This is a genomic window from Pseudoblastomonas marina (genome assembly GCF_014641655.1).
GTDB classification, from domain to species: Bacteria; Pseudomonadota; Alphaproteobacteria; order Sphingomonadales; family Sphingomonadaceae; genus Alteriqipengyuania_A; species Alteriqipengyuania_A marina.
Window position 1 is genome coordinate 1,353,190 of record NZ_BMID01000001.1, and the last position, 18,688, is coordinate 1,371,877.

At 66.5% G+C, this 18,688-nt stretch carries 18 protein-coding genes; 6 read left to right on the forward strand and 12 right to left on the reverse strand.

Going from position 1 to position 18,688, the window contains the following annotated elements; all coding sequences use genetic code 11:
- The first annotated feature begins 28 nt into the window (after positions 1 to 28).
- Entirely contained in the window at positions 29 to 2,245 is a 2,217-nt protein-coding gene (locus IEW49_RS06550; protein WP_188641923.1) for a putative bifunctional diguanylate cyclase/phosphodiesterase, read from the forward strand.
- A gap of 1 nt (position 2,246) precedes the next feature.
- Here IEW49_RS06550 and IEW49_RS06555 read toward each other — a convergent pair whose 3' ends face one another.
- The 6 genes from IEW49_RS06555 to IEW49_RS06580 all read right to left on the reverse strand — a co-directional run bounded on the left by IEW49_RS06555 (position 2,247) and on the right by IEW49_RS06580 (position 7,763).
- Positions 2,247 to 2,486: a hypothetical protein gene (locus IEW49_RS06555; protein ID WP_188641924.1), complete on the reverse strand. Its 240-nt coding sequence runs from the start codon at positions 2,484 to 2,486 to the stop codon at positions 2,247 to 2,249.
- Between the two features lie 96 nt (positions 2,487 to 2,582).
- Complete coding sequence (locus IEW49_RS06560) at positions 2,583 to 3,389, reverse strand: universal stress protein (protein ID WP_188641925.1); 807 nt, start codon at positions 3,387 to 3,389, stop codon at positions 2,583 to 2,585.
- A gap of 70 nt (positions 3,390 to 3,459) precedes the next feature.
- The gene (locus IEW49_RS06565; protein WP_188641926.1) at positions 3,460 to 4,674 is read right to left on the reverse strand and encodes a type III PLP-dependent enzyme domain-containing protein; all 1,215 of its coding nucleotides are present in this window, start codon (positions 4,672 to 4,674) and stop codon (positions 3,460 to 3,462) included.
- 176 nt (positions 4,675 to 4,850) lie between these two features.
- Positions 4,851 to 6,023 carry a carboxynorspermidine decarboxylase gene (locus IEW49_RS06570; protein ID WP_188641927.1) on the reverse strand — a complete coding sequence of 391 codons (1,173 nt, stop codon included), beginning with the start codon at positions 6,021 to 6,023 and terminating at the stop codon, positions 4,851 to 4,853.
- Positions 6,023 to 6,547, reverse strand: a complete 525-nt coding sequence (locus IEW49_RS06575; RefSeq protein WP_229658109.1) for an O-acetyl-ADP-ribose deacetylase — start codon at positions 6,545 to 6,547, stop codon at positions 6,023 to 6,025. The genes IEW49_RS06570 and IEW49_RS06575 overlap by 1 nt, the downstream gene beginning before the upstream one ends.
- Before the next feature lie 4 nt (positions 6,548 to 6,551).
- The gene (locus tag IEW49_RS06580) at positions 6,552 to 7,763 is read right to left on the reverse strand and encodes a saccharopine dehydrogenase family protein (protein ID WP_188641928.1); all 1,212 of its coding nucleotides are present in this window, start codon (positions 7,761 to 7,763) and stop codon (positions 6,552 to 6,554) included.
- A 225-nt stretch (positions 7,764 to 7,988) separates the two neighbouring features.
- Between IEW49_RS06580 and IEW49_RS06585 the strand changes: the two genes are divergently transcribed.
- Genes IEW49_RS06585 through IEW49_RS06595 form a run of 3 tightly spaced genes read left to right on the forward strand, consistent with a single transcriptional unit; the run spans position 7,989 to position 9,880 of the window.
- Positions 7,989 to 8,942: a threonine ammonia-lyase gene (locus IEW49_RS06585; protein WP_188641929.1), complete on the forward strand. Its 954-nt coding sequence runs from the start codon at positions 7,989 to 7,991 to the stop codon at positions 8,940 to 8,942.
- 57 nt (positions 8,943 to 8,999) lie between these two features.
- Positions 9,000 to 9,449, forward strand: coding sequence for an MAPEG family protein (locus IEW49_RS06590; RefSeq protein WP_188641930.1), 450 nt, complete (start codon positions 9,000 to 9,002; stop codon positions 9,447 to 9,449).
- Between the two features lie 5 nt (positions 9,450 to 9,454).
- A complete protein-coding gene (locus IEW49_RS06595; RefSeq protein WP_188643122.1) occupies positions 9,455 to 9,880 on the forward strand; it encodes an MAPEG family protein in 426 nt (141 codons plus the stop codon).
- An 8-nt stretch (positions 9,881 to 9,888) separates the two neighbouring features.
- On the opposite strand, the gene IEW49_RS06600 is transcribed toward IEW49_RS06595, so the two are convergent.
- From IEW49_RS06600 to IEW49_RS06625, 6 genes are read right to left on the reverse strand one after another with little or no spacing between them, the layout of a single operon-like run.
- Complete coding sequence (locus IEW49_RS06600) at positions 9,889 to 11,094, reverse strand: class I SAM-dependent RNA methyltransferase (protein ID WP_188641931.1); 1,206 nt, start codon at positions 11,092 to 11,094, stop codon at positions 9,889 to 9,891.
- Complete coding sequence (locus IEW49_RS06605) at positions 11,091 to 12,503, reverse strand: NAD(P)H-hydrate dehydratase (RefSeq protein WP_188641932.1); 1,413 nt, start codon at positions 12,501 to 12,503, stop codon at positions 11,091 to 11,093. Before IEW49_RS06605 ends, IEW49_RS06600 begins: the two co-directional genes overlap by 4 nt.
- Positions 12,496 to 12,855: a hypothetical protein gene (locus tag IEW49_RS06610; RefSeq protein WP_188641933.1), complete on the reverse strand. Its 360-nt coding sequence runs from the start codon at positions 12,853 to 12,855 to the stop codon at positions 12,496 to 12,498. Before IEW49_RS06610 ends, IEW49_RS06605 begins: the two co-directional genes overlap by 8 nt.
- The gene (locus IEW49_RS06615) at positions 12,852 to 13,568 is read right to left on the reverse strand and encodes an N-formylglutamate amidohydrolase (RefSeq protein ID WP_188641934.1); all 717 of its coding nucleotides are present in this window, start codon (positions 13,566 to 13,568) and stop codon (positions 12,852 to 12,854) included. Before IEW49_RS06615 ends, IEW49_RS06610 begins: the two co-directional genes overlap by 4 nt.
- Positions 13,565 to 14,377, reverse strand: coding sequence for a 4-(cytidine 5'-diphospho)-2-C-methyl-D-erythritol kinase (locus IEW49_RS06620; RefSeq protein WP_188641935.1), 813 nt, complete (start codon positions 14,375 to 14,377; stop codon positions 13,565 to 13,567). Before IEW49_RS06620 ends, IEW49_RS06615 begins: the two co-directional genes overlap by 4 nt.
- 7 nt (positions 14,378 to 14,384) lie before the next feature.
- Positions 14,385 to 16,031: an electron transfer flavoprotein-ubiquinone oxidoreductase gene (locus IEW49_RS06625; protein ID WP_188641936.1), complete on the reverse strand. Its 1,647-nt coding sequence runs from the start codon at positions 16,029 to 16,031 to the stop codon at positions 14,385 to 14,387.
- A gap of 85 nt (positions 16,032 to 16,116) precedes the next feature.
- On the opposite strand from IEW49_RS06625, the gene IEW49_RS06630 reads away from it, so the two are divergent.
- Together IEW49_RS06630 and IEW49_RS06635 are read left to right on the forward strand one after the other, a co-directional pair.
- Complete coding sequence (locus IEW49_RS06630) at positions 16,117 to 16,878, forward strand: uracil-DNA glycosylase family protein (protein WP_188641937.1); 762 nt, start codon at positions 16,117 to 16,119, stop codon at positions 16,876 to 16,878.
- Positions 16,879 to 16,884: 6 nt separating this feature from the next.
- On the forward strand, positions 16,885 to 18,648 hold the full coding sequence (locus IEW49_RS06635) for a transglycosylase SLT domain-containing protein (protein WP_229658110.1): 1,764 nt from the start codon (positions 16,885 to 16,887) through the stop codon (positions 18,646 to 18,648).
- Positions 18,649 to 18,688: the final 40 nt, after the last annotated feature.

Genomic DNA, 18,688 nt, shown 5'->3' on the forward strand with positions numbered 1-18,688 from the left:
AAAAGGACGCCCCCGCACAGGGACGACGATGGCATTTTTCCGAAATCGAGGCAGCGCTGCCGAGGTTCCGACGCATGCGGATGCGGGCGGTCCCGAGTTTGCGGATGCGGCTGGTTTCACCGATGCGAAGGCGCGGCTCGAAGTGCTCGACGATTTCGAGCGCACTGGAATTGCGTGGATCTGGGCGACCGACGGCGACGGCAAGCTGATCTACCTGTCGCCCGGCGCGGCAGAGCATCTCGGCGTCGATCCGTCGCAATTGTTGGCGCAGCCCTTCGCCTCCCTGTTCGAAACCGATCCCGACGATCCCGACGGCCGCTCCTCGCGCCCGCTCAAATTCCAGATCAAGGCGCGGGGCAAGCTGACCGACGCCGTGGTGCGTTGTATGCTTCCGGAAACCAAAACCGGAACGCAGAAATGGTGGCAGGTCTCGGCCCACCCCAAACTCGACCCCGAGGGCAACTTCCTCGGCTATCGCGGCGCGGCGAAGGACGTGACGGTCGAATACAACCGCAAGCTCGAGGACAGCCGCCTCGCCGAATACGATTCGCTCACCGGCCTGTTCAACCGCCACCGGATGAGCCGCCGGATCGACAGCGTGCTCGCCGCGTTCAAGACGGCCAAGCGCAATTGCGCGCTGATGATGCTCGACCTCGACAAGTTCAAGCAGGTCAACGACACGATGGGCCACCAGGCCGGCGACGAGCTGCTCAAGACCGTCGCCGAGCGCCTGACCTCAATCGTCGGCGATCGCGGCGAGATCGGGCGGCTGGGCGGCGACGAATTCCAGATCATCCTGCCCGATATCGACGATCGCGGGAAACTTGGCGAGCTGGCCGACAAGATCATCCAGATCGTCTCGCAACCCTATCCGATCGACGGCAAGCGCGCTGTCATCGGGACCTCGGTCGGGATCGCGATCGCGCCCTATGACGCGCTTGAGAGCGAGGACTTGATCCATGCCTCCGACCTCGCGCTCTATGCCGCCAAGCACGGTGGGCGCGGCCAGTTCCGCTTCTACTCGGCCGATCTCAAGGACGAGGAGGAGGAACGCCAGGAGCTGCTCGACGATTTGCGGATCGCGCTCAACGAAGACCAGCTCGAGCTGCATTACCAGCCGGTCGTCCAGTGCGACAATTCGATGGTCGTCGGTTTCGAGGCACTGATGCGGTGGGAGCATCCCGAGCGCGGTCCGGTGCCGCCATCCGCTTTCATTCCGGTCGCCGAAAGCAGTGCACTGATCAACCAGCTCGGCGAATGGGCGCTGCGGCGCGCCTGCGAGGATGCCAAGGCCTGGCCGAAATCGGTCCGCGTCGCGGTCAACGTCTCGGCCAAGCAGTTCGCGCAGAAGGGTTTCGTCAGCCTCGTCACCAACGCGCTCGCGGCGAGCGAGCTCGATCCCGATCGGCTCGAACTCGAACTGACCGAGAGCGTGTTCATGGGCGATAGCGAGACGGTCGAGGAAACCTTCGACCAGCTGAAGAAACTCGGCGTGCGCATCGCGCTCGACGATTTCGGCACCGGCTATTCCTCGCTCAGCTATCTGCGCGCCGCGCCGTTCGACAAGCTCAAGGTCGACAAGAGCTTCGTCGACTCCTGCACCCTGCAAGACCAGAACAGCGCCAAGATCATCGCCGCGATCATCGGCCTGTCCGACGCGCTGGGCATGGATGTGACGGTCGAGGGCGTCGAGGCGTTCGACCAGCTCGAACTGGTCAAGTCGAAGGGTGCAAAATATATCCAGGGCTGGCTCTACTCCAAGGCGATGCCCGCCGCCGAGATCGCCGAGCTGATCGAGGCCGACGAGTTGCGGATCGAACCCGACGGCCCGGAGACCCACCGGCCCGATCGTCGCTCGGTCTATCGCCGCATAGGCGTGATCCACGAGGATCATCGCTACACGGCGGTGATGCGCGACCTCTCGACCACCGGCGCGCTGGTCGAAGGACTGGTCGGGGTGCCGGAGGGCGAGCCGATCGTGCTCGATCTGGGCGGCGGCCAGCTCGCCGTCGGTGTGGTCAAGCATTCCAAGGAAGAAAAATTCGGGGTCGAGTTCGAGGCACCGCTGGTGTCGGACGGTGCGGGGGGCCTGTGCACCCGCCACCGGATCAGCCCCTATGCCCTCGCCGCCGCCGGCATGCCGCTCGAAGCGTTGCCGCAGGGTGCGGAGACCAAGGGTATCGTGCCCGAACAGCCGAAAACCCCGCGCCGCTTCATGGAAGTGGTCGTCGGCGGGGCCGGATAGGTCAGGTCCACTCCGTGCAGGTGATGCTCGGGCTGTAACCTTCCCACAGCTTGCAATATCGGACCGCCCCGTTCGAGGCGTGCAGGAAATAGGTGTAGGTCTCGTCCTTCCGCAGCACGGTGATCGTGTCTCCGCCGGCCGCATCCTGGCGCTGCGCCTGCGCCGCCCCCATAGCGGTGCCCGACACAACGAGGACAGCGATCGCCGCGACGGTATTGCGGCCCAGCCTCTTCAAATCCACGGCAGACTCCTTCGCAGATGCCCACCGCTCGAATAGGACGGGCGAGAAGCGATGAAAACGGTCCGATTCTGACGCGCTCGCGGCGCGGCCGCCGCGCTAGGCGTCCTTCGCGGGCGGAAAGACCAACACGTCGGCATCGAGTTCACGCAGGAGGTCGCTGGTGGTGCTGCCGAGCAGCGCCTGGCGGAAGCCGCTGTGACCGTGCGAACCGATCGCGATCAGCTGGCAATCGTGCCGCTCGAGCGCGCGTGCGATCACCCGCCCGGTCTCGCCCTCGACCGTCTCTCCCTCGAGGTGGTCGTGGTCGCGGGTGAATTTCGCCATCTCGGAGTCGACGTGCTCGCGCAGTTCGTCGCGGATATATTCGGCCTTCTGCCAGCCGTCGAAGGGGACGTGATAGGCGTGCACGGCATGGAAATCTGCCTCGGGCAGCAGCGCCTGCGCCTGGTCGAGCACCTGCCGCGAGGCCTCGGAAAAATCGGTGCCGACGAGGACGCGCCGATACGGCCCGGATGCACGCCGCTTGACCACCAGCGTCGGGATTTCGCTGTACCGCAGCACGTGATCGACCGCGGTGCCGAGGAAGTAGTCGCCGACCGAATTGTAGCGCGCGACGCCCATCACCAGCAGCGATGCGCCCGAATCGCGCACCGCGCCGATGATCGCCTCGGGCACGGTCCCGCTCGGACACAGCAGCTCGACCTCGCAATCGGCGTCGCGGACGAGCTCGCGCAATTGCCGTTCGAGTCGCTTGCGATCGGCCTGCGAATTCTCCGACAATTCGGTCGCGTGAATTACCTTGAGCGGGCGCGAGAGCTGCTCGGCGAGCAGGATCGCACGATCGACCGCGCGGTCCGAACGGGCGCTGAAATCGGTGGCGACGACGATGGGGCCTGCGGTCATCTGCTGTCCTCCTGGAATCGAAGATCGGACATCAGGCTAGAAAACCGCGCTGTCGCGCACAAGGGGACTATCAGCGCAGGCTCACCACGTTGTCGCGACGCACGATCTCGCGATCGTCGCGATAGAGGCTGGCCATCGGTTCGTCGGTCGCGGTCACCACGGTCGCGCCGCCGAAGCCGTTGAAGCCCGTCTTCATCGTCGCACCATAGGCGCCGATCATGCCGATCTCGATATAGTCGCCGGCACCGATATCCTCGGGCAGCAGGAACGGGCCGGCCATGTAGTCGGCATCGTCGCAGGTCGGGCCGTAGAACGCGAATTCGCGATAGGTCTCGGCATCCGTCGGAGTGCCGTCGTCGCCCAGTCGGCGGACGGGGAAGCGCCAACCGACATGCGCGGCGTCGAACAGCGCGCCATAGGCGCCGTCATTGATGTAGAGCTCGTCGCCGCGGCGACGGTCGACCCGCACGATCAGCGAATTGTACTCGGCCGACAGCGCGCGGCCGGGCTCGCACCACAATTCGGACGAATAGGAGATCGGGAGCGATTCGTTGGCATTGTGGATCGCGCCGAAGAAGTCTTCGAGCGGCGGCGGCTCCATGCCGGGGTAGACGCTCGGGAACCCCCCGCCGACATCGATCACGTCGACCGTGACCGAGGCCGCGACGATCGCCGCGCGCACGCGCTCCATCGCCTGCACGTAGGCGAAGGGCGTCATCGCCTGGCTGCCGACGTGGAAGCAGATGCCGAAGGTGTCGGCGACCTGCCGGGTCGCCTGCAGTAGCCCGGTGGCGTCCGCGAGGTCGATCCCGAACTTGCTCGCGAGCGAGAGCTGCGCGTGCTCGGACGAGACCCGCAGCCGCACCAGCAGCGCGAGATCGGCGGCGTCGTTGCCGGCCTCGTCGCGGGTCGCTGCGACGATCTTGTCGAGCTCCTCGCGGCAATCGAGACTGAACACCTTCACGCCGTGCTCGTGATAGGCCTCGGCCACTGCGCGCGCGGTCTTGACGGGGTGCATGAAGCACAGCGTTGCCTGCGGCAGGATCGAGCGCACGAGGCGCACCTCGGCGATCGAGGCGACGTCGTAATGCGTCACCCCGGCATCCCACAGGACGCGCAGCAGGTCGGGCGAAGGATTGGCCTTCACCGCGTAAAGCGACTTGCCGGGGAACTTCTCGACGAAGAAACGCGCCGCGCGCCGGGCCGCGTGCGGCCGGTCGAGGATCACGGGCTCGTCGGGCTCGAGGGCGTCGACTACAGCCTTGGCGTCAGGGAAATGGTGCAATTCAAGGGACCCCCAAAACGGTTTGTTAAACCATGAAACGACAAGCTGCCTTGCGGTTAGGAAGTCCCCTTGGGGCAGCGGAAGCGCGCATATAGAGCCGTTGCGCGCAGATGCAAGCGCGAAACATGCAGGTTCGTACGGTCAATGGCGTCGCGCGGCCATGCGTTCCGAGATCGTCAGCTCAGCCGATCGCGGAAATCGCGATAACCGAACTTGCGGATCTGCTCGAGCTGGTCGGTCTGGCTGTCCCACAGCCAGATCGAGGGCAGCGGCACGCCGTTGAAGGTCGTGGTCTTGACCATCGAGTAATGCGCCTGGTCGAGAAAGGCGAAGCGCGCACCCGGCTCGCATTTGCCGGGCATGACGTAATCCCCGATCACGTCGCCCGCGAGGCAGGACGGACCGCCGAAGCGGACCGGGCTCCCCTCCCCCTGCTCGCCCAGCATGGCGGGGCGATAGGGTGCCTCGATGACGTCGGGCATGTGGCAGGTGGCGGAGACGTCGGTGATCGCCAGCGGGATTTCGTTGACGTGGGTGTCGAGCACGGTGCCGACGAGGATACCCGCATCGAGCGCCACCGCCTCGCCCGGTTCGAGATAGATCTCGCAGCCAGTGTCTTCCTTGGCGTCCTTGAGGAATTCGATCAGTTCCTCGCGCTGGTAATCGGCGCGGGTGATGTGGTGCCCGCCGCCCATGTTGATCCAGTCGAGCTGGTCGAAATAGGGTTCGATGGCGTCGAACACCTTGTCCCAGGTGCGGTGGAGCGGCTCGAAATCCTGCTCGCAGAGCGTGTGGAAGTGGATCCCGTTGACCCCCTCCATGTGCTCATCGGTCAGCTGGTCGAGCGGGAAGCCGAGCCGAGAATGCGGCGCGCACGGATCGTAGCGCGGCACTTCGCCCTCGGGCGATTGCGGGTTGATCCGCAGGCCCACGTCGAAATCGTTGCCCTGCGAGCGCGCCTGCTCGAGGATCAGCGCCGCGCGCGCGATCTGCTGCGGCGAGTTGAAGATCACGTGGTCGGACAGGCGGCAGACCTCGGGAATGTCTTCGGGCTTGTAGGCCGCGCTGTAGGTCGCGATCTCGCCGTCATAGTGTTCGGAGGCGAGCAGCGCTTCCCACAGGCCCGAGGTGCACACGCCGTCGAGATATTCCCCGAGCAGAGGCGCAACGCTCCACATGCTGAACGCCTTCAAGGCCGCCAGCACCTTGATGTCGGCCTCGTCGCGGATTTCGGCGAGGATCCGGCAATTGTCGCGCAGCTTGGCCGCGTCGATCACGAAGGAGGGGCTGTCGACCCGCGACAGGTCGAATTGGCGGAAGGCGCCCGGATCGCCTGCTCTGGTTTCCATCAGTATTCCTCCAATGCCGTGTCGAAGGCCGACTTGGCGTCATCGTCGAAGCAGACCAGCGCGATACGCTCGAAGCAGTCGGTCCGTTCTTCCAAAAAACCTGCAATCGATTCCACCGCGACTTCAGCCGCGCGGTCCAGCGGATAGCCGAATATACCGGTCGAAATCGCCGGGATTCCGACTGTCCGCGCCCCCACTTCGACAGCACGCTCGAGCGATTGGCGGTAGCAGCTGGCGAGCAGTTCGGGCTCGCCATTGCCGCCGCCGCGCCAGACGGGGCCGACGGTGTGGATGATATGCTCCGCCGGGAGTCGGTAGCCCTTGGTGGTCTTGGCCTGCCCAGTCTTGCAACCGCCAAGCAGTCGGCATTCGTGGACGAGATCCGGCCCGGCGGCACGATGGATCGCGCCATCGACGCCGCCGCCACCGAGCAATGAGGAATTGGCCGCGTTGACGATAGCGTCGAACTCCATCGTCACGATGTTACCGCGGACGGCCTCGATCAGCGTCGAACCGATCTTCACGCGATCAGAAATCGACCGGGCGGTCGAGTTCCTTCACCTGATAGGGCAGGCCCTGTTCACCGAGCATGTCGAGGAACGGGTCGGGATCCATCTGCTCCATGTTGAACACGCCGTCGCCCTTCCACTTGCCGGTCAGCATCATCGCGCTGCCGACCATGGCGGGGACGCCGGTGGTGTAGGAGACCGCCTGGTTGCCGGTTTCCTCGTACGCCTTTTCGTGGCTGCAGATATTGTTGATGTAGAAGGTCTTCTCGCCCGATCCGTCGAGCGCCTCGCCGGTCGCGATCACCCCGATATTGGTGTTGCCCTTGGTCGTCTCGCCGAGGCTTTCGGGCTTGGGCAGGACTGCGGCGAGGAATTGCAGCGGGATGATTTCCTGGCCCTTGTACTTGATCGGGTCGATGCTCGTCATGCCGACATTCTGCAGCACGGTAAGGTGCTTGATGTACTCGTCGCCAAAGGTCATCCAGAAGCGACCGCGCTCGAGTTCGGGGATGAACTTCGACAGGCTTTCGAGCTCCTCGTGATACATCATGTAGGCCGCGCGCGCGCCCACGCCTTCGAAGTCGAACACCATCCGCTTGCCCATCGCAGGGGTCTCGACGAACTCGCCGTTTTCCCAGTGGCGCGCGGGCGCGGTGACTTCGCGGATATTGATTTCCGGATTGAAATTGGTGGCGAAAGCCTGGCCGTGATCACCGCCATTGCAATCGAGGATGTCGAGCTGGCGGATGGTCTTGAGCTTGTGCTTCTTCAGCCACATCGCGAACACGCTGGTGACGCCCGGATCGAAGCCCGAGCCGAGCAGCGCCATGATGCCCGCCTCCTTGAAGCGGTCGTGATATGCCCACTGCCAGTGATATTCGAACTTGGCCTCGTCCTTGGGCTCGTAATTGGCGGTGTCGAGGTAATCCACGCCGGTTTCGAGGCAGGCGTCCATGATCGGCAGGTCCTGGTACGGCAGCGCGAGATTGACCACGAGCGAAGGCTCGATCTTGCGGATCAAATTGACCATCGCGGGCACTTCCTCGGCGTCGATCTCGTAGGTCGCAACCTCCTGCCCGGTGCGTTCCTTCACGCTCTCGGCGATCGCATCGCACTTGCTCTTGGTGCGGCTGGCAAGGTGGATCTCGCCGAAAATGTCCGCATTCATCGCCATCTTGTGCACGCAGACCGAGCTCACGCCGCCCGCGCCGATCACCAATACCTTGCTCATGTTCGCTCCGTAGATTTCGTATGTGGCGCCCACATAAGGGAATGCGCCGACACCGCAACATGATCCGACGCTTTCCTACCGCGCCGCGAACGGGCAAAAGGTGCGGATGGAAACACTTGCCCTTTCATCGCGAATTCCGAACGCTGGCGCGCTTTCGATCCGGGAAATTTTCTTGCCTGGACAGTGTAACACGCGGTCCATCCGTGGCGCAGGAGCGACGAGCCGATGAGCGGGCAGCGCCAACCCACCCGCGCGGGCGTGCAGGCCGCGGCCGACAAGATCGCCGCCAGGCTGCCACCCACGCCGTTGCTCCCGGTCGAGCACGACGATCTGCGCTTCCACGTCAAGGCAGAGTGCCTGCAGCCGATCGGCGCGTTCAAGATCCGCGGCGGCTGGCACCGGCTGACCGACCTGTCGGCAGAAGAGCGTGCGGCGGGCGTCGTCGGCGTGTCGAGCGGCAACCACGCGCAGGGCGTCGCCTGGGCCGCCCGCGAACTCGGTATCGCGGCGACGATCGTGATGCCGGAGGATGCGCCGCAGGTGAAACTCGACCGCACCCGGGCGCTGGGCGCGGAGGTCGTCACCTACGACCGCATGACCGAGGACCGCGAGGCGATCGCGCGAGGCATCGCCGGCGAGCGCGGCGCGACCTACGTCCACGCCTATGCCGATCCCTGGGTGATCGAGGGCCAAGGCAGCGCCGGCATCGAGATCACCCGCCAGCTCGGCCGCCAACCGTCGAAGCTGGTCGCCTGTTGCGGCGGTGGCGGCCTGTCCGCCGGTCTCGCCCTCGCCTGCCCCGACAGCGCGATCGCGCTGGTCGAACCAGAGGGCTGGGACGATGTCTGCCGCAGCCTCGAGACGGGTGAAATCCAGTCGATCGACGACCCGCCGCCGACCGCCTGCGACGCGCTCCAGACCTTCGCCACGCGCCCCATCAACTTCGACATCCTGCGTGAGCGCGCAAGCGAATGGGCGCGCGCCACCGAGGTCGAGATCCGGACAGCCCAGCGCTTCGCCTTCGCGCACCTCCGGCTGGTGCTCGAACCGGGCGGCGCGGCCGCGCTCGCGGCGGTGCTCGCGGGCAAGATCGCGGTCGACGGGGACGCAGTCGTCCTGCTCACCGGCGGCAACACGGATGCGGCGAGCTTCGCCGCTGTACTGGGGTCGACGGACTAGGTTGCTTTTCGCCACCGCAGACCTAGTCTGCCGGGCAAAACAGGGAAGGGATTTCAAATGCAGGCGCAAATGCTCGCACCGGCCGCGGTGCTCGTCTTCTGGTCGATCATCATGCTGGTCTGGATGGCGGGCACCCGCTTTCCGGCGATGGCGAAGAGCAACGTCGATTTGAAGAATGGCCCTCCGGGTGGGCGCGGACAGGATCTCGAGGCGGTGCTGCCGCGCGAAGTGCAGTGGAAATCGCACAATTACGCGCACCTGATGGAACAGCCGACGATCTTCTACCCGACCGTCATCATCCTCGCGATGATGGGCGCAAACGGCCTCGATGTGGCGCTCGCCTGGGCCTATGTCGCGATCCGCATCCTGCATTCGATCTGGCAGGCGACGGTTAACCGCATCCCGGTGCGCTTCCTGATGTTCCTGCTCTCGACGCTGGCGCTCGCCGTGCTCGCGCTGCGGGCGCTGTCGGTGACGGTGTTCGCCGGCACGGACCTGATCCAGTGACGGGAATGGGAATCCTCCAGCCGGTCGTCGCGCTCGCCGGCTGGACGCTGGTGATGTGGCTGTGGATGTACGCCACCCGCCTGCCCGCGATGAGCAAGGCGGGGATCGCGCCCGACGATGCGCGCGATACCGGCGGGCTCGGAGGTCGTCTGCCCCCGCAGGTCCAGTGGAAGGCGCAGAACTACAACCACCTGCACGAGGCGCCGACCGTGTTCTACGCGGTGGCGATCGTGCTTGTGATCGTCGGTCAGGGCGACGGGTTCAACCTCTGGCTCGGCTGGGCCTACGTGGTGCTGCGCGTGCTGCACTCGCTGGTACAGGCGACGATCAACAAGGTGGCGGTACGCTTTGGCCTGTTCACGCTGTCGACGCTGGTGCTGATCGCGCTCACCTTCCACGCGGCGATCACGGTGTTCGACATCCACTTGTAAAGCCCGCGCTAATCGCGGACGAACAGGCTCGCGAGCTCGATATGGGTCGACCACAGGAACTGCCCCACCGGGCGTAGCTCGGCGCAGCGCCAACCCGCCTCGACCAGCGCCTTGCAATCGCGCGCCCAGCTCGCCGGGTTGCAGCTGACATAGGCGATCCGCGCGAGCTTCGCTGTCGGCGGCACCTGGGCGAGCTGCTCGACCTGTGCCCGCGCCCCGGCGCGCGGCGGATCGAGCACCACCATGTCGCAGCCGGCCACCTCTTCGGGTCGCAGCGGGTTGCGATAGAGATCGCGGTGCAGCGCGTGGACCGCGCGCTTCGACGCGCTTGCCGACGCCTTGCAGGCCAGATGCGCATCGCGCGCCGCCTCGACCGCGAGGACCTTGGCCGAAGCAGCGAGCGGGAAGGTGAAGGTCCCGAGGCCCGCGAACAGGTCGGCGATCACCATGCTGCCCTGCGCCCACTCGACGACCGTGCCGACCAGCGCCGCCTCGCCCTGCGGCGTCGCCTGCAGGAACGCGCCGTGCGGCAGCGCGACAGGTACCCCGCCGAGCGTGATCGTGACCGGCTCGGGCTCCCAGCGGTTCTCGGGCCCCAGCCCGTCATCGATCGCGAGCCGCGCGACACCGTGCTCGCCGGCGAAATCGAGCAGCGCCTCCTCCTGCTTGAGACCCTCGACGCGCAATCCCTTGATCAGGCAGTCGACGCCCTGGTCCGCCAGCGTCAGCGTGATGTCGACCGCGAGCTTGCCCGGGAAGCCTGCCAGCAGGCCGCGCAACGGCTCGACCATCGCGAACAGTGCCGGGTCGAGCACGTGGCACTCGGCGAGATCGATCAGGCGATGCGACTTCTCCTCGCGGAAGCCGATCAGGATACCGCCGCCCGCACGCATCGCGTGCAGCGTCGCGCGGCGCCTTGTGCGCGGCGGTGAGAGCTCGGCGGAACACACTTCGCCGACCGCGATCCCCTGCCCCCCGGCCGCCATCGCCGCGCGTTCGCGCACGAACTGTTCGAGCGCGGCACTGTCGGCCTGCTGCAACTGGCATCCGCCACATTGGGGAAAGTGGCGACATGGAGGCGCAACATGGTGCGGTCCAGGCACGATCGCGCCGTCGCCGGACACGTGATCGCCGGTGACGGCTCCGCGGACATGACGGCCCTCGGCAGTGACGCCTTCGCCCCGCGCGGCGATGCGGACGATCGCCTCGCTCATCGGGCAACCGCCAGCGCCGATCCGAGCGCCGCCGAGACGCGGTCGGCCAGCTCGCCGGCGGCAAACGACGGGCCCGCCAATCGCGCGGCTTCGGCATGCAGCCACACCGCATCGCACGCGGCGTCGAACGCGTCGGGGTCCTCGGACACCGCGCGCCGCGCCAGCGCGATCCCGGCGAGGACGTCGCCCGAACCCGCGACCGACAGCCAGCTGGGCGCGCGTGGTGCGCAGACGCAGTGCCCGTCGGGCGAGGCAATCACGGTGTCGGGGCCCTTGGCGATCACGATCGCGCCGTATGTGTCGGCGACCCGCCGCGCGCGGTCGAGCCTGCTGCCGCGCGCTTCGATCCCGCCATGCTCCTCGAGCGCCTGCAACTCGCCCTCATGGGGGGTGAGGATATTGTCGTCCCATTCGCGCTCGAAGCGGGTCGCGGACGGGGTGATCAGCCGCAACGCGTCCCCGTCGATCACCAGCGGTATCCCGGCCGCCAGCGCGCGCTGCAGCCTCCGCGAGGCGTCCTGGTCGCGACCCAGCCCGGGGCCGACCAAGGCTGCGTCGATCCGCTCGTCCGATAACGCGTGTTCGAGATCGCCGTCGACCTGCACGATATCATGCGGCACCGCTGCCGTCTCGTCGCTCGCCAACTGCACGAAGCCCGCACCCGCACCCTGAGCCGCCCGCGCGGCGAGCAGCGAAGCCCCGGGCATCGCACCCCCGACCACCAGCGCCAACCCGCGCGAATATTTGTGCGCGTCGGCCCGCGGTGCCTCGATCTGCGGTCGATCGAGTGTTTCGGCGCGATGGCGGATATCGCCGAGCCCGATATCGACCGTCCGCAGCGAGCCGATATGCGCCGCCGCCGGCAGGAGGAAATGCGCCGGCTTGAGCGCGCCGAGAGCCAGCGCGAGGTCGTAGGAGGGAATGTCGTCGAACAATGCGCCATCGTCGCTCGACACCCCGCTCGGCAGGTCCACCGCGACCGACTGCCCGTGCCTGTTGGCGAGCCTGTGGACAAGCTGTTGAAGCTCTGCGGACAAACCGCGAGAAAGACCGGTCCCGAACAGCGCGTCGACGAACACGTCGCCGCCGTCCTCGCTCCACTCCTCGGACACCGGATCGCCCCATTCGGCGCGCGCCGAGCGGGCCGCATCGGTCTTCGGCGCGAGCGGGGCGACTACCGAGACCTTCGCGCCAAGCTCGCGCAACCGGCGCGCGATGACATAACCATCGCCGCCATTATTCCCCGGGCCGCACAGCACGGTCGCACTGCGCCCTGCCGACATGCGCCAGATCCAGTCTGCCGCGCCCTCGCCCGCGCGCCGCATCAGCGTGTCGACCGAGGTACCACCCCCGATCGCCGCCCGCTCGGCGTCGCGCATCTCTTCGCCGGTGACGATCGGCTCAGCCATCGTCGTCGGGCACGGCAATGAAGGGTATCCGGTAGCGATCGCCGCCGACGGTCAGGAGCAGCCAGTCGCCTTCGATCCGCTGGCTCGAACTATCGGCGCCATCGGCAGCGACCAGGCCGCCCCCACCCGGGTCGAGCACGAACCTGCGGAAGCCCCCGTCGGGGTGATGCAGGACGACATCGTTACCCTTGCGCTCGACGACGCACTTGCTGTCGAAGCTTTCGCTCCCGCCGAGCGCGCAGGCGATTGTTTCGCCGGTGGGAGCGGCCGCGGGTTCGCCGCTCTCCGCCCCTTCGTTGGGCTGCGAACAGGCGACAACGAGGAGCAACGGAAGAAGGGTCAGGCGTTTCACATCAACTCCATCGCTATGCGGTTGCAGACGCGGTGCAGGCGCTCGGCCCATTCGGCCTGGCCGTCGGCACGGTCGATCAGGTCCTGTCGCACCTCGAGGTAGAGGTAGGGGCGGCCCGGTTCCTCGGCATGGCGCAGGATCGTGGCATTGTACACCGCCCCCGAATAGGGCTGCTGGTCGCCGACGAGAAAGCCTTCCTCTTCCAGCAAGCGCTTCGCGATCATCGCCCCGCGATCGTCATGGTCGTAGAGCACCCCGCATTGCCAAGGCCGCTCGCTGTCGTCGGTAGCCATCCGGGGCGTGAAACTGTGCAGGAACACGGTGAGCGCTGGCGGAGTCGCTTCGAGCTGGCGTTCGAGTTCGCCATGGAACGGGTGGTGATATTCCATCAGCCGCGCCGCGCGGTCGATATCGACATTGCCGGGAATGGCGCGCCCGTCGCTCCTTTCGGGAATCGCAGCGGGATCGTCGGCGCGTCGATTGAGGTCCACCACCAACCGGCTGTATTCGGCGATGAAAGCTGCCGTACCGGGCTTCTCCGCCATCAGTTCGGCGATCTCGGCAACCCCGATATCGTAAGCGATGTGCTGGTTCATGTCGGCCTCTTCGATCCCGAGATCGAGACCTTCGGGCACGCGGCGTCCGCCATGATCGCAGACAACCATTACCCCGCCGAACCTGGGCTCTCCGACAATCCGCGCGAGCTTGCTCATCGCAGGCTTCCCGCCAGCTGCCACCAATCGGGATTCGAGGCAGCGATGGCCGCCGAAGCGGCGTCGCGCGTAGCCGCGTCGTCGAACAGCGCGAAACAGGTCGCGCCCGAGCCCGACATGCGCACGAGCCATGCAGGCGTGTCGCGCAGCACGCCGAGCACATCATCTATCACCGGGCAGAGCGACAGCGCCGGGGCTTCGAGATCGTTTCGCCCCGCAAGCGTAATTTCGCGCGCCGTGCCGCCGGGCAGCGCACCGCGATCCTCGCCGTCCCACGCCGCGAAGACCGGCCCGGTGGCGAGCGGTGTGCGCGGGTTTACGAGCAGTACCGGCGTGCCCTCCAGGTCCTGCGGCCCGGGGTCGAAATCGGCGCCGGTGCCGCGACCGAACGACGTCTCGCTCTTCACGCAAACCGGGACGTCGGCACCGAGCGTGGCGGCGCGCGCCTGCCAGTCGTCGGGCCAGCCATGCATTCGCTCGACCAGTCGGAACACCGCTCCGGCATCGGCCGACCCCCCACCGAGCCCCGCCGCTACGGGCAAGTTCTTCTCGAGCGTCAGCGCCATACCCTCGGCGCGCGGCAGCTTGCCCAGCGCGCGCATCACGAGGTTGTCGAACGGATCGTCGAGCGCCCCGGCGAATTCGCCCATGACTTCGAGACGATCCTCCACCGCGTCGCGGGCGGTCAGCTCGTCGCCCGCATCGACGAAGGCGAACAGCGTCTCGAGTTCATGATAGCCATCCTCGCGCCGCCTGCGGACATGCAGCGCGAGGTTGATCTTGGCATAGGCGGTTTCAGTCAGCGCCACCGGCGCATCACATGTTCGGATAGTTAGGCCCGCCGCCGCCTTCGGGCACGGTCCATTCGATGTTCTGCAGCGGGTCCTTGATGTCGCAGGTCTTGCAGTGGACGCAGTTCTGCGCGTTGATGACGAACTCTGGATTGTTTTCCTCGACCCCGGTGAATTCGTACACCCCTGCGGGGCAATAACGCTGAGACGGCCCGGCATAGACGGGCAGGTTGTAGTTCACGGGGATGTCCGGGTCCTTGAGCACGAGGTGGCTCGGCTGGTCTTCCTCATGATTGGTGTTCGAGAGGAACACCGAGGACAGGCGATCGAAGCTGATCACGCCGTCGGGCTTGGGATAGTCGATCGGCTTGAAGAGGTCGGCGCGCTGCAGAGCCTCGTTGTCCGGATGATGCTTCATCGTGATCGGCAGGCCGATTTTTAGCGTGCGCATCCACAGGTCCGCACCCGCCAGCACCGTGCCCAGCGCGCCGCCGAACTTTGCGACGAGCGGTTCGGCGTTCTGCACCAGCTTCAACTCGGTCGCGATCCAGCTGTCGCGGACCGCTTGGTCGTATTCGGACAGGCTGTCCTGCGCACGCCCGGCCTTGATCGCGGCGGCGGCGGCTTCGGCGGCGAGCATCCCGCTCTTCATCGCGGTGTGGGTGCCCTTGATCCGTGGCACGTTCACGAAGCCAGCCGAACAGCCGATCAGCGCGCCGCCCGGCATGTCGAGTTTGGGCACCGACTGCCAGCCGCCCTCGTTGATCGCGCGCGCGCCGTAGGACACGCGCTTGCCGCCCTCGAGCACCTCGCGGATAGCCGGATGCTGTTTCCAGCGCTGGAATTCCTCGAACGGGTAGAGATAGGGATTCGCATAATCGAGCGCGGTAACGAAGCCCAAGGCGACCTGCCCGTTGGCCTGGTGGTAGAGGAAGCCCCCGCCCCACGCCTCGTTTTCGGACAGTGGCCAGCCCTGCGTGTGGATCACGCGGCCCGGCACGTGCTTGCCCGGCTCGATGTCCCACAATTCCTTGATGCCGAGGCCGTAGGTCTGCGGCTGCGCGTCGGCCCGCAGGTCGAATTTTTCGATCAGGTGCTTGGACAGGTGCCCGCGCACGCCCTCGGCGAAGAAAGTGTACTTGCCGTGCAGTTCCATGCCCTGCTGGTAATCGGGCTTGTGGCTGCCGTCCTTGGCGATGCCCATGTCGCGGGTGGCGACGCCCTTCACATTGCCCTTGTCGTCGAACACGACCTCGGCGGCGGGGAAGCCGGGGAAAATCTCGACCTCGAGCGCCTCGGCCTTTTCGGCGAGCCAGCGGCACAAATTGCCGAGCGAGCCGGTGTAATTGCCGTCGTTGGAGAACAGCGGCGGCATCAAGAGGTGCGGCAGCTCGGTCTTGCCGCCCTTGGTCAGGATCCAGTGCTGGTTGTCGGTGACCGGCACCTCCGCCAGTGGACAGCCGTCGTCCCGCCAGTCGGGCAATAGCTCGTCGAGCGCCTTGGGATCGATCGTCGCGCCCGAGAGGATATGCGCGCCGATCTCCGAGCCTTTCTCGAGGATACAGACCGAAAGGTCCGCATCGACCTGCTTCAGCCGAATCGCCGCCGCCAACCCGGCGGGGCCGCCGCCGACGATGACGACGTCGTATTCCATCGATTCGCGTTCGCTCATGCTTCGCCTCTTGCACGTGTTAAGGTGTGCGGCATGCCTTGACCCGCGAGCCCCCGCGGGGTCAAGGGTGTCGCACGGGAACCCTATGGCCGAACCACGCGAAAATAGCGCCGAAAAGGCGATGGAAGCCGTTATCGGCTGGTGGCGCGAAGCCGGGGTGGACTACGCCTATTCGGACGATGCGAGCGGTTTCCTGGCCGAACCCGAACCCGACGCGGCGGAAGAAGGCGAGCCAGCGCCGGTGCCGGTCCCGCCCAAACGCAAGCCAGAGCCGGAGAAACCCGCCGGGCCTTCGCTGGGCGCGCCCGAGGACTGGCCGACAACGCTGCACGCCTTCCGCGAATGGTGGATCAGGGCTCCCGAGCTCGATGCCGGCGCGACCGGTGGTCGGATAGCGCCCATCGGTGCGGCAAGGCCGGAGCTGATGGTGCTGGTCGGCCAGCCCGAGCGCGAGGACCGCGACAGGCTGTTGTCGGGCCCCGACGGCAAGCTGCTCTCGGCCTTCCTGCGCGCAGCCGGGCTTGACGAGGAAAAGGTCTATCGCGCCGCGATCCTCCCGCGCCACGATCCGGCGCCCGACTGGCAGGCGCGCCACGCCGCCGGTTTTGCAGCCTTGGCATGGCGCCATATCGCGCTGGTGCGGCCCGAGCGCCTGCTGGTCCTCGGACAGAACGTCCGGTCGATTTTGCAGCACGATCCGGCGCAACGCGATGTCGGCTTACGCGGTCTTAACCAAGATGGGCTAGAGGTCCCAATCCTCGCCGGAATGGGCTTGGCTGCGATGCGCAAGGCACCGCGCACCAAGGCGAAGCTCTGGCGGGATTGGTTGGAGTGGACAGGACACTAGGCGTATATGCCCAATCTTCGGCTCGGCACGATCGGCATGGCAGCGGCGGCGGCGATCACGACGATCCCCACCGCGGTTTCGGCCAATACCAGCACCGTCAGTTACTACCAGGCGCTGGCGGAGAGCCCCCGCGTGCCGGCGCTGCTGTCGGCCGAGGACCGCGCCTATTACACCGAGCTGTTCGCCGCGATCCGGCGTGAGGACTGGCCAAGGGTCGAGGAACTGCTCGCCCAAGGCGATCGCGGCCCGATGCACCAGCTCGCAATGGCCGAATACTATCTCCACGCCAATTCGCCTGAAATCCCGCTCGACCGGCTGAACGACTGGCTCGCCCGCGGGACCGATCTCCCCCAGGCCGCACAGATCGGCCGGCTCGCGATCCGGCGCGGGGCCGCGCAATTACCCGACCTGCCGGGAACCCGGCGCTTTTCTTCGACCGGCTACAGCCCGAAGCGGATCAAGCCGCGCTCGGTCGCAGACGGTTCGTTGCCTTCCGACGTCGAAGTGCGCATCCGCGACGCGATCACCAATGACGATCCGGCCGGCGCGCACGCACTGCTCGACGAGGTCGACCCGCAACTGGGGTCCGATGCGCGCGCCGAATGGCGCCAGCGCGTTGCGTGGAGCTATTATATCGAGAATCGCGACACCGAAGCGCTCGCGCTTGCTCGCACGATCGAACAGGATGGCGGCGGCGCATGGGTCGCCGAAGGCTGGTGGGTCGCCGGTCTTGCCGCATGGCGTCTGGGCGATTGCGCCACCGCCGCCGACGCGTTCCAGCGCAGCGCCTATTGGTCGCAGAACGAGGAATTGAGTTCGGCCGCGCTCTACTGGCAGGCGCGCAGCCACATCCGCTGCCGCCAACCCGACCAGGCGCAGGGCCTGCTCCGCGATGCGGCCAATCGCGACGAGACGCTCTACGGCATGATCGCCGCCGCTGCGCTCGGCACCCAGCTGCCCGATCCGCATTACGGCCCCGATTTCTCCGCCGAGGACTGGCGCGAGCTTTCCAGGCTGCCGAACGTCCAGCTGGCGGTGAAGCTGGTCGAGCTCGATCGCGAAGGCCTGGCCGACGAGGTACTGCGCCACCAGGCCAAGATCGGCGACCCAAAGCAGCACCGCGCCCTCACCCGCCTCGCCCGCGAACTTGGCCTGCCGCAGACCCAGATCTGGATGGCCCACAACGCGCCGTCGGGCGGCGGTTACGAACCCGCGGCGCGCTATCCGGTTGTCCGGTGGCAGCCTGTCGGCGGCTGGCGGGTCGACCCTGCCCTCGCTTTCGCCCACGCATTGCAGGAATCGAATTTCCGCACCGCTGTGGTCAGCCCGGCAGACGCCAAGGGCCTGATGCAGATCACCCCGATCACGGTGCGCCAGCACGCCCCCTCACTCGGCATGAACGCCGGTGCCGTCGACCTGACCGATCCGCGGGTCAACCTTGCCTTCGGCCAGCGCAACCTCGAAATGCTGCGCGATACCTCCGCCACACGCGACAACCTGCTCAAGATCATGGCCGCCTATAATGCCGGTCTGACCCCGATCACCCGCTGGAACACCGAGATCGTCGACCAGGGCGATCCGCTGCTGTGGATGGAATCGATCCCCTATTGGGAAACCCGCGCCTACGTCTCGATCGTGCTCAAGAACTACTGGATGTACGAACGCCAGGCGGGCGCATCCTCGGCCAGCCGGATGGCGCTCGCCAATGGCGAATGGCCGCGCTTCCCCGATGCACGCGGATCGGGTGGAGCCAGCGCCGCAAGCCGCTGATGTGAAAAAGGGCGCCCCCTCGCGGGAACGCCCTCCATCG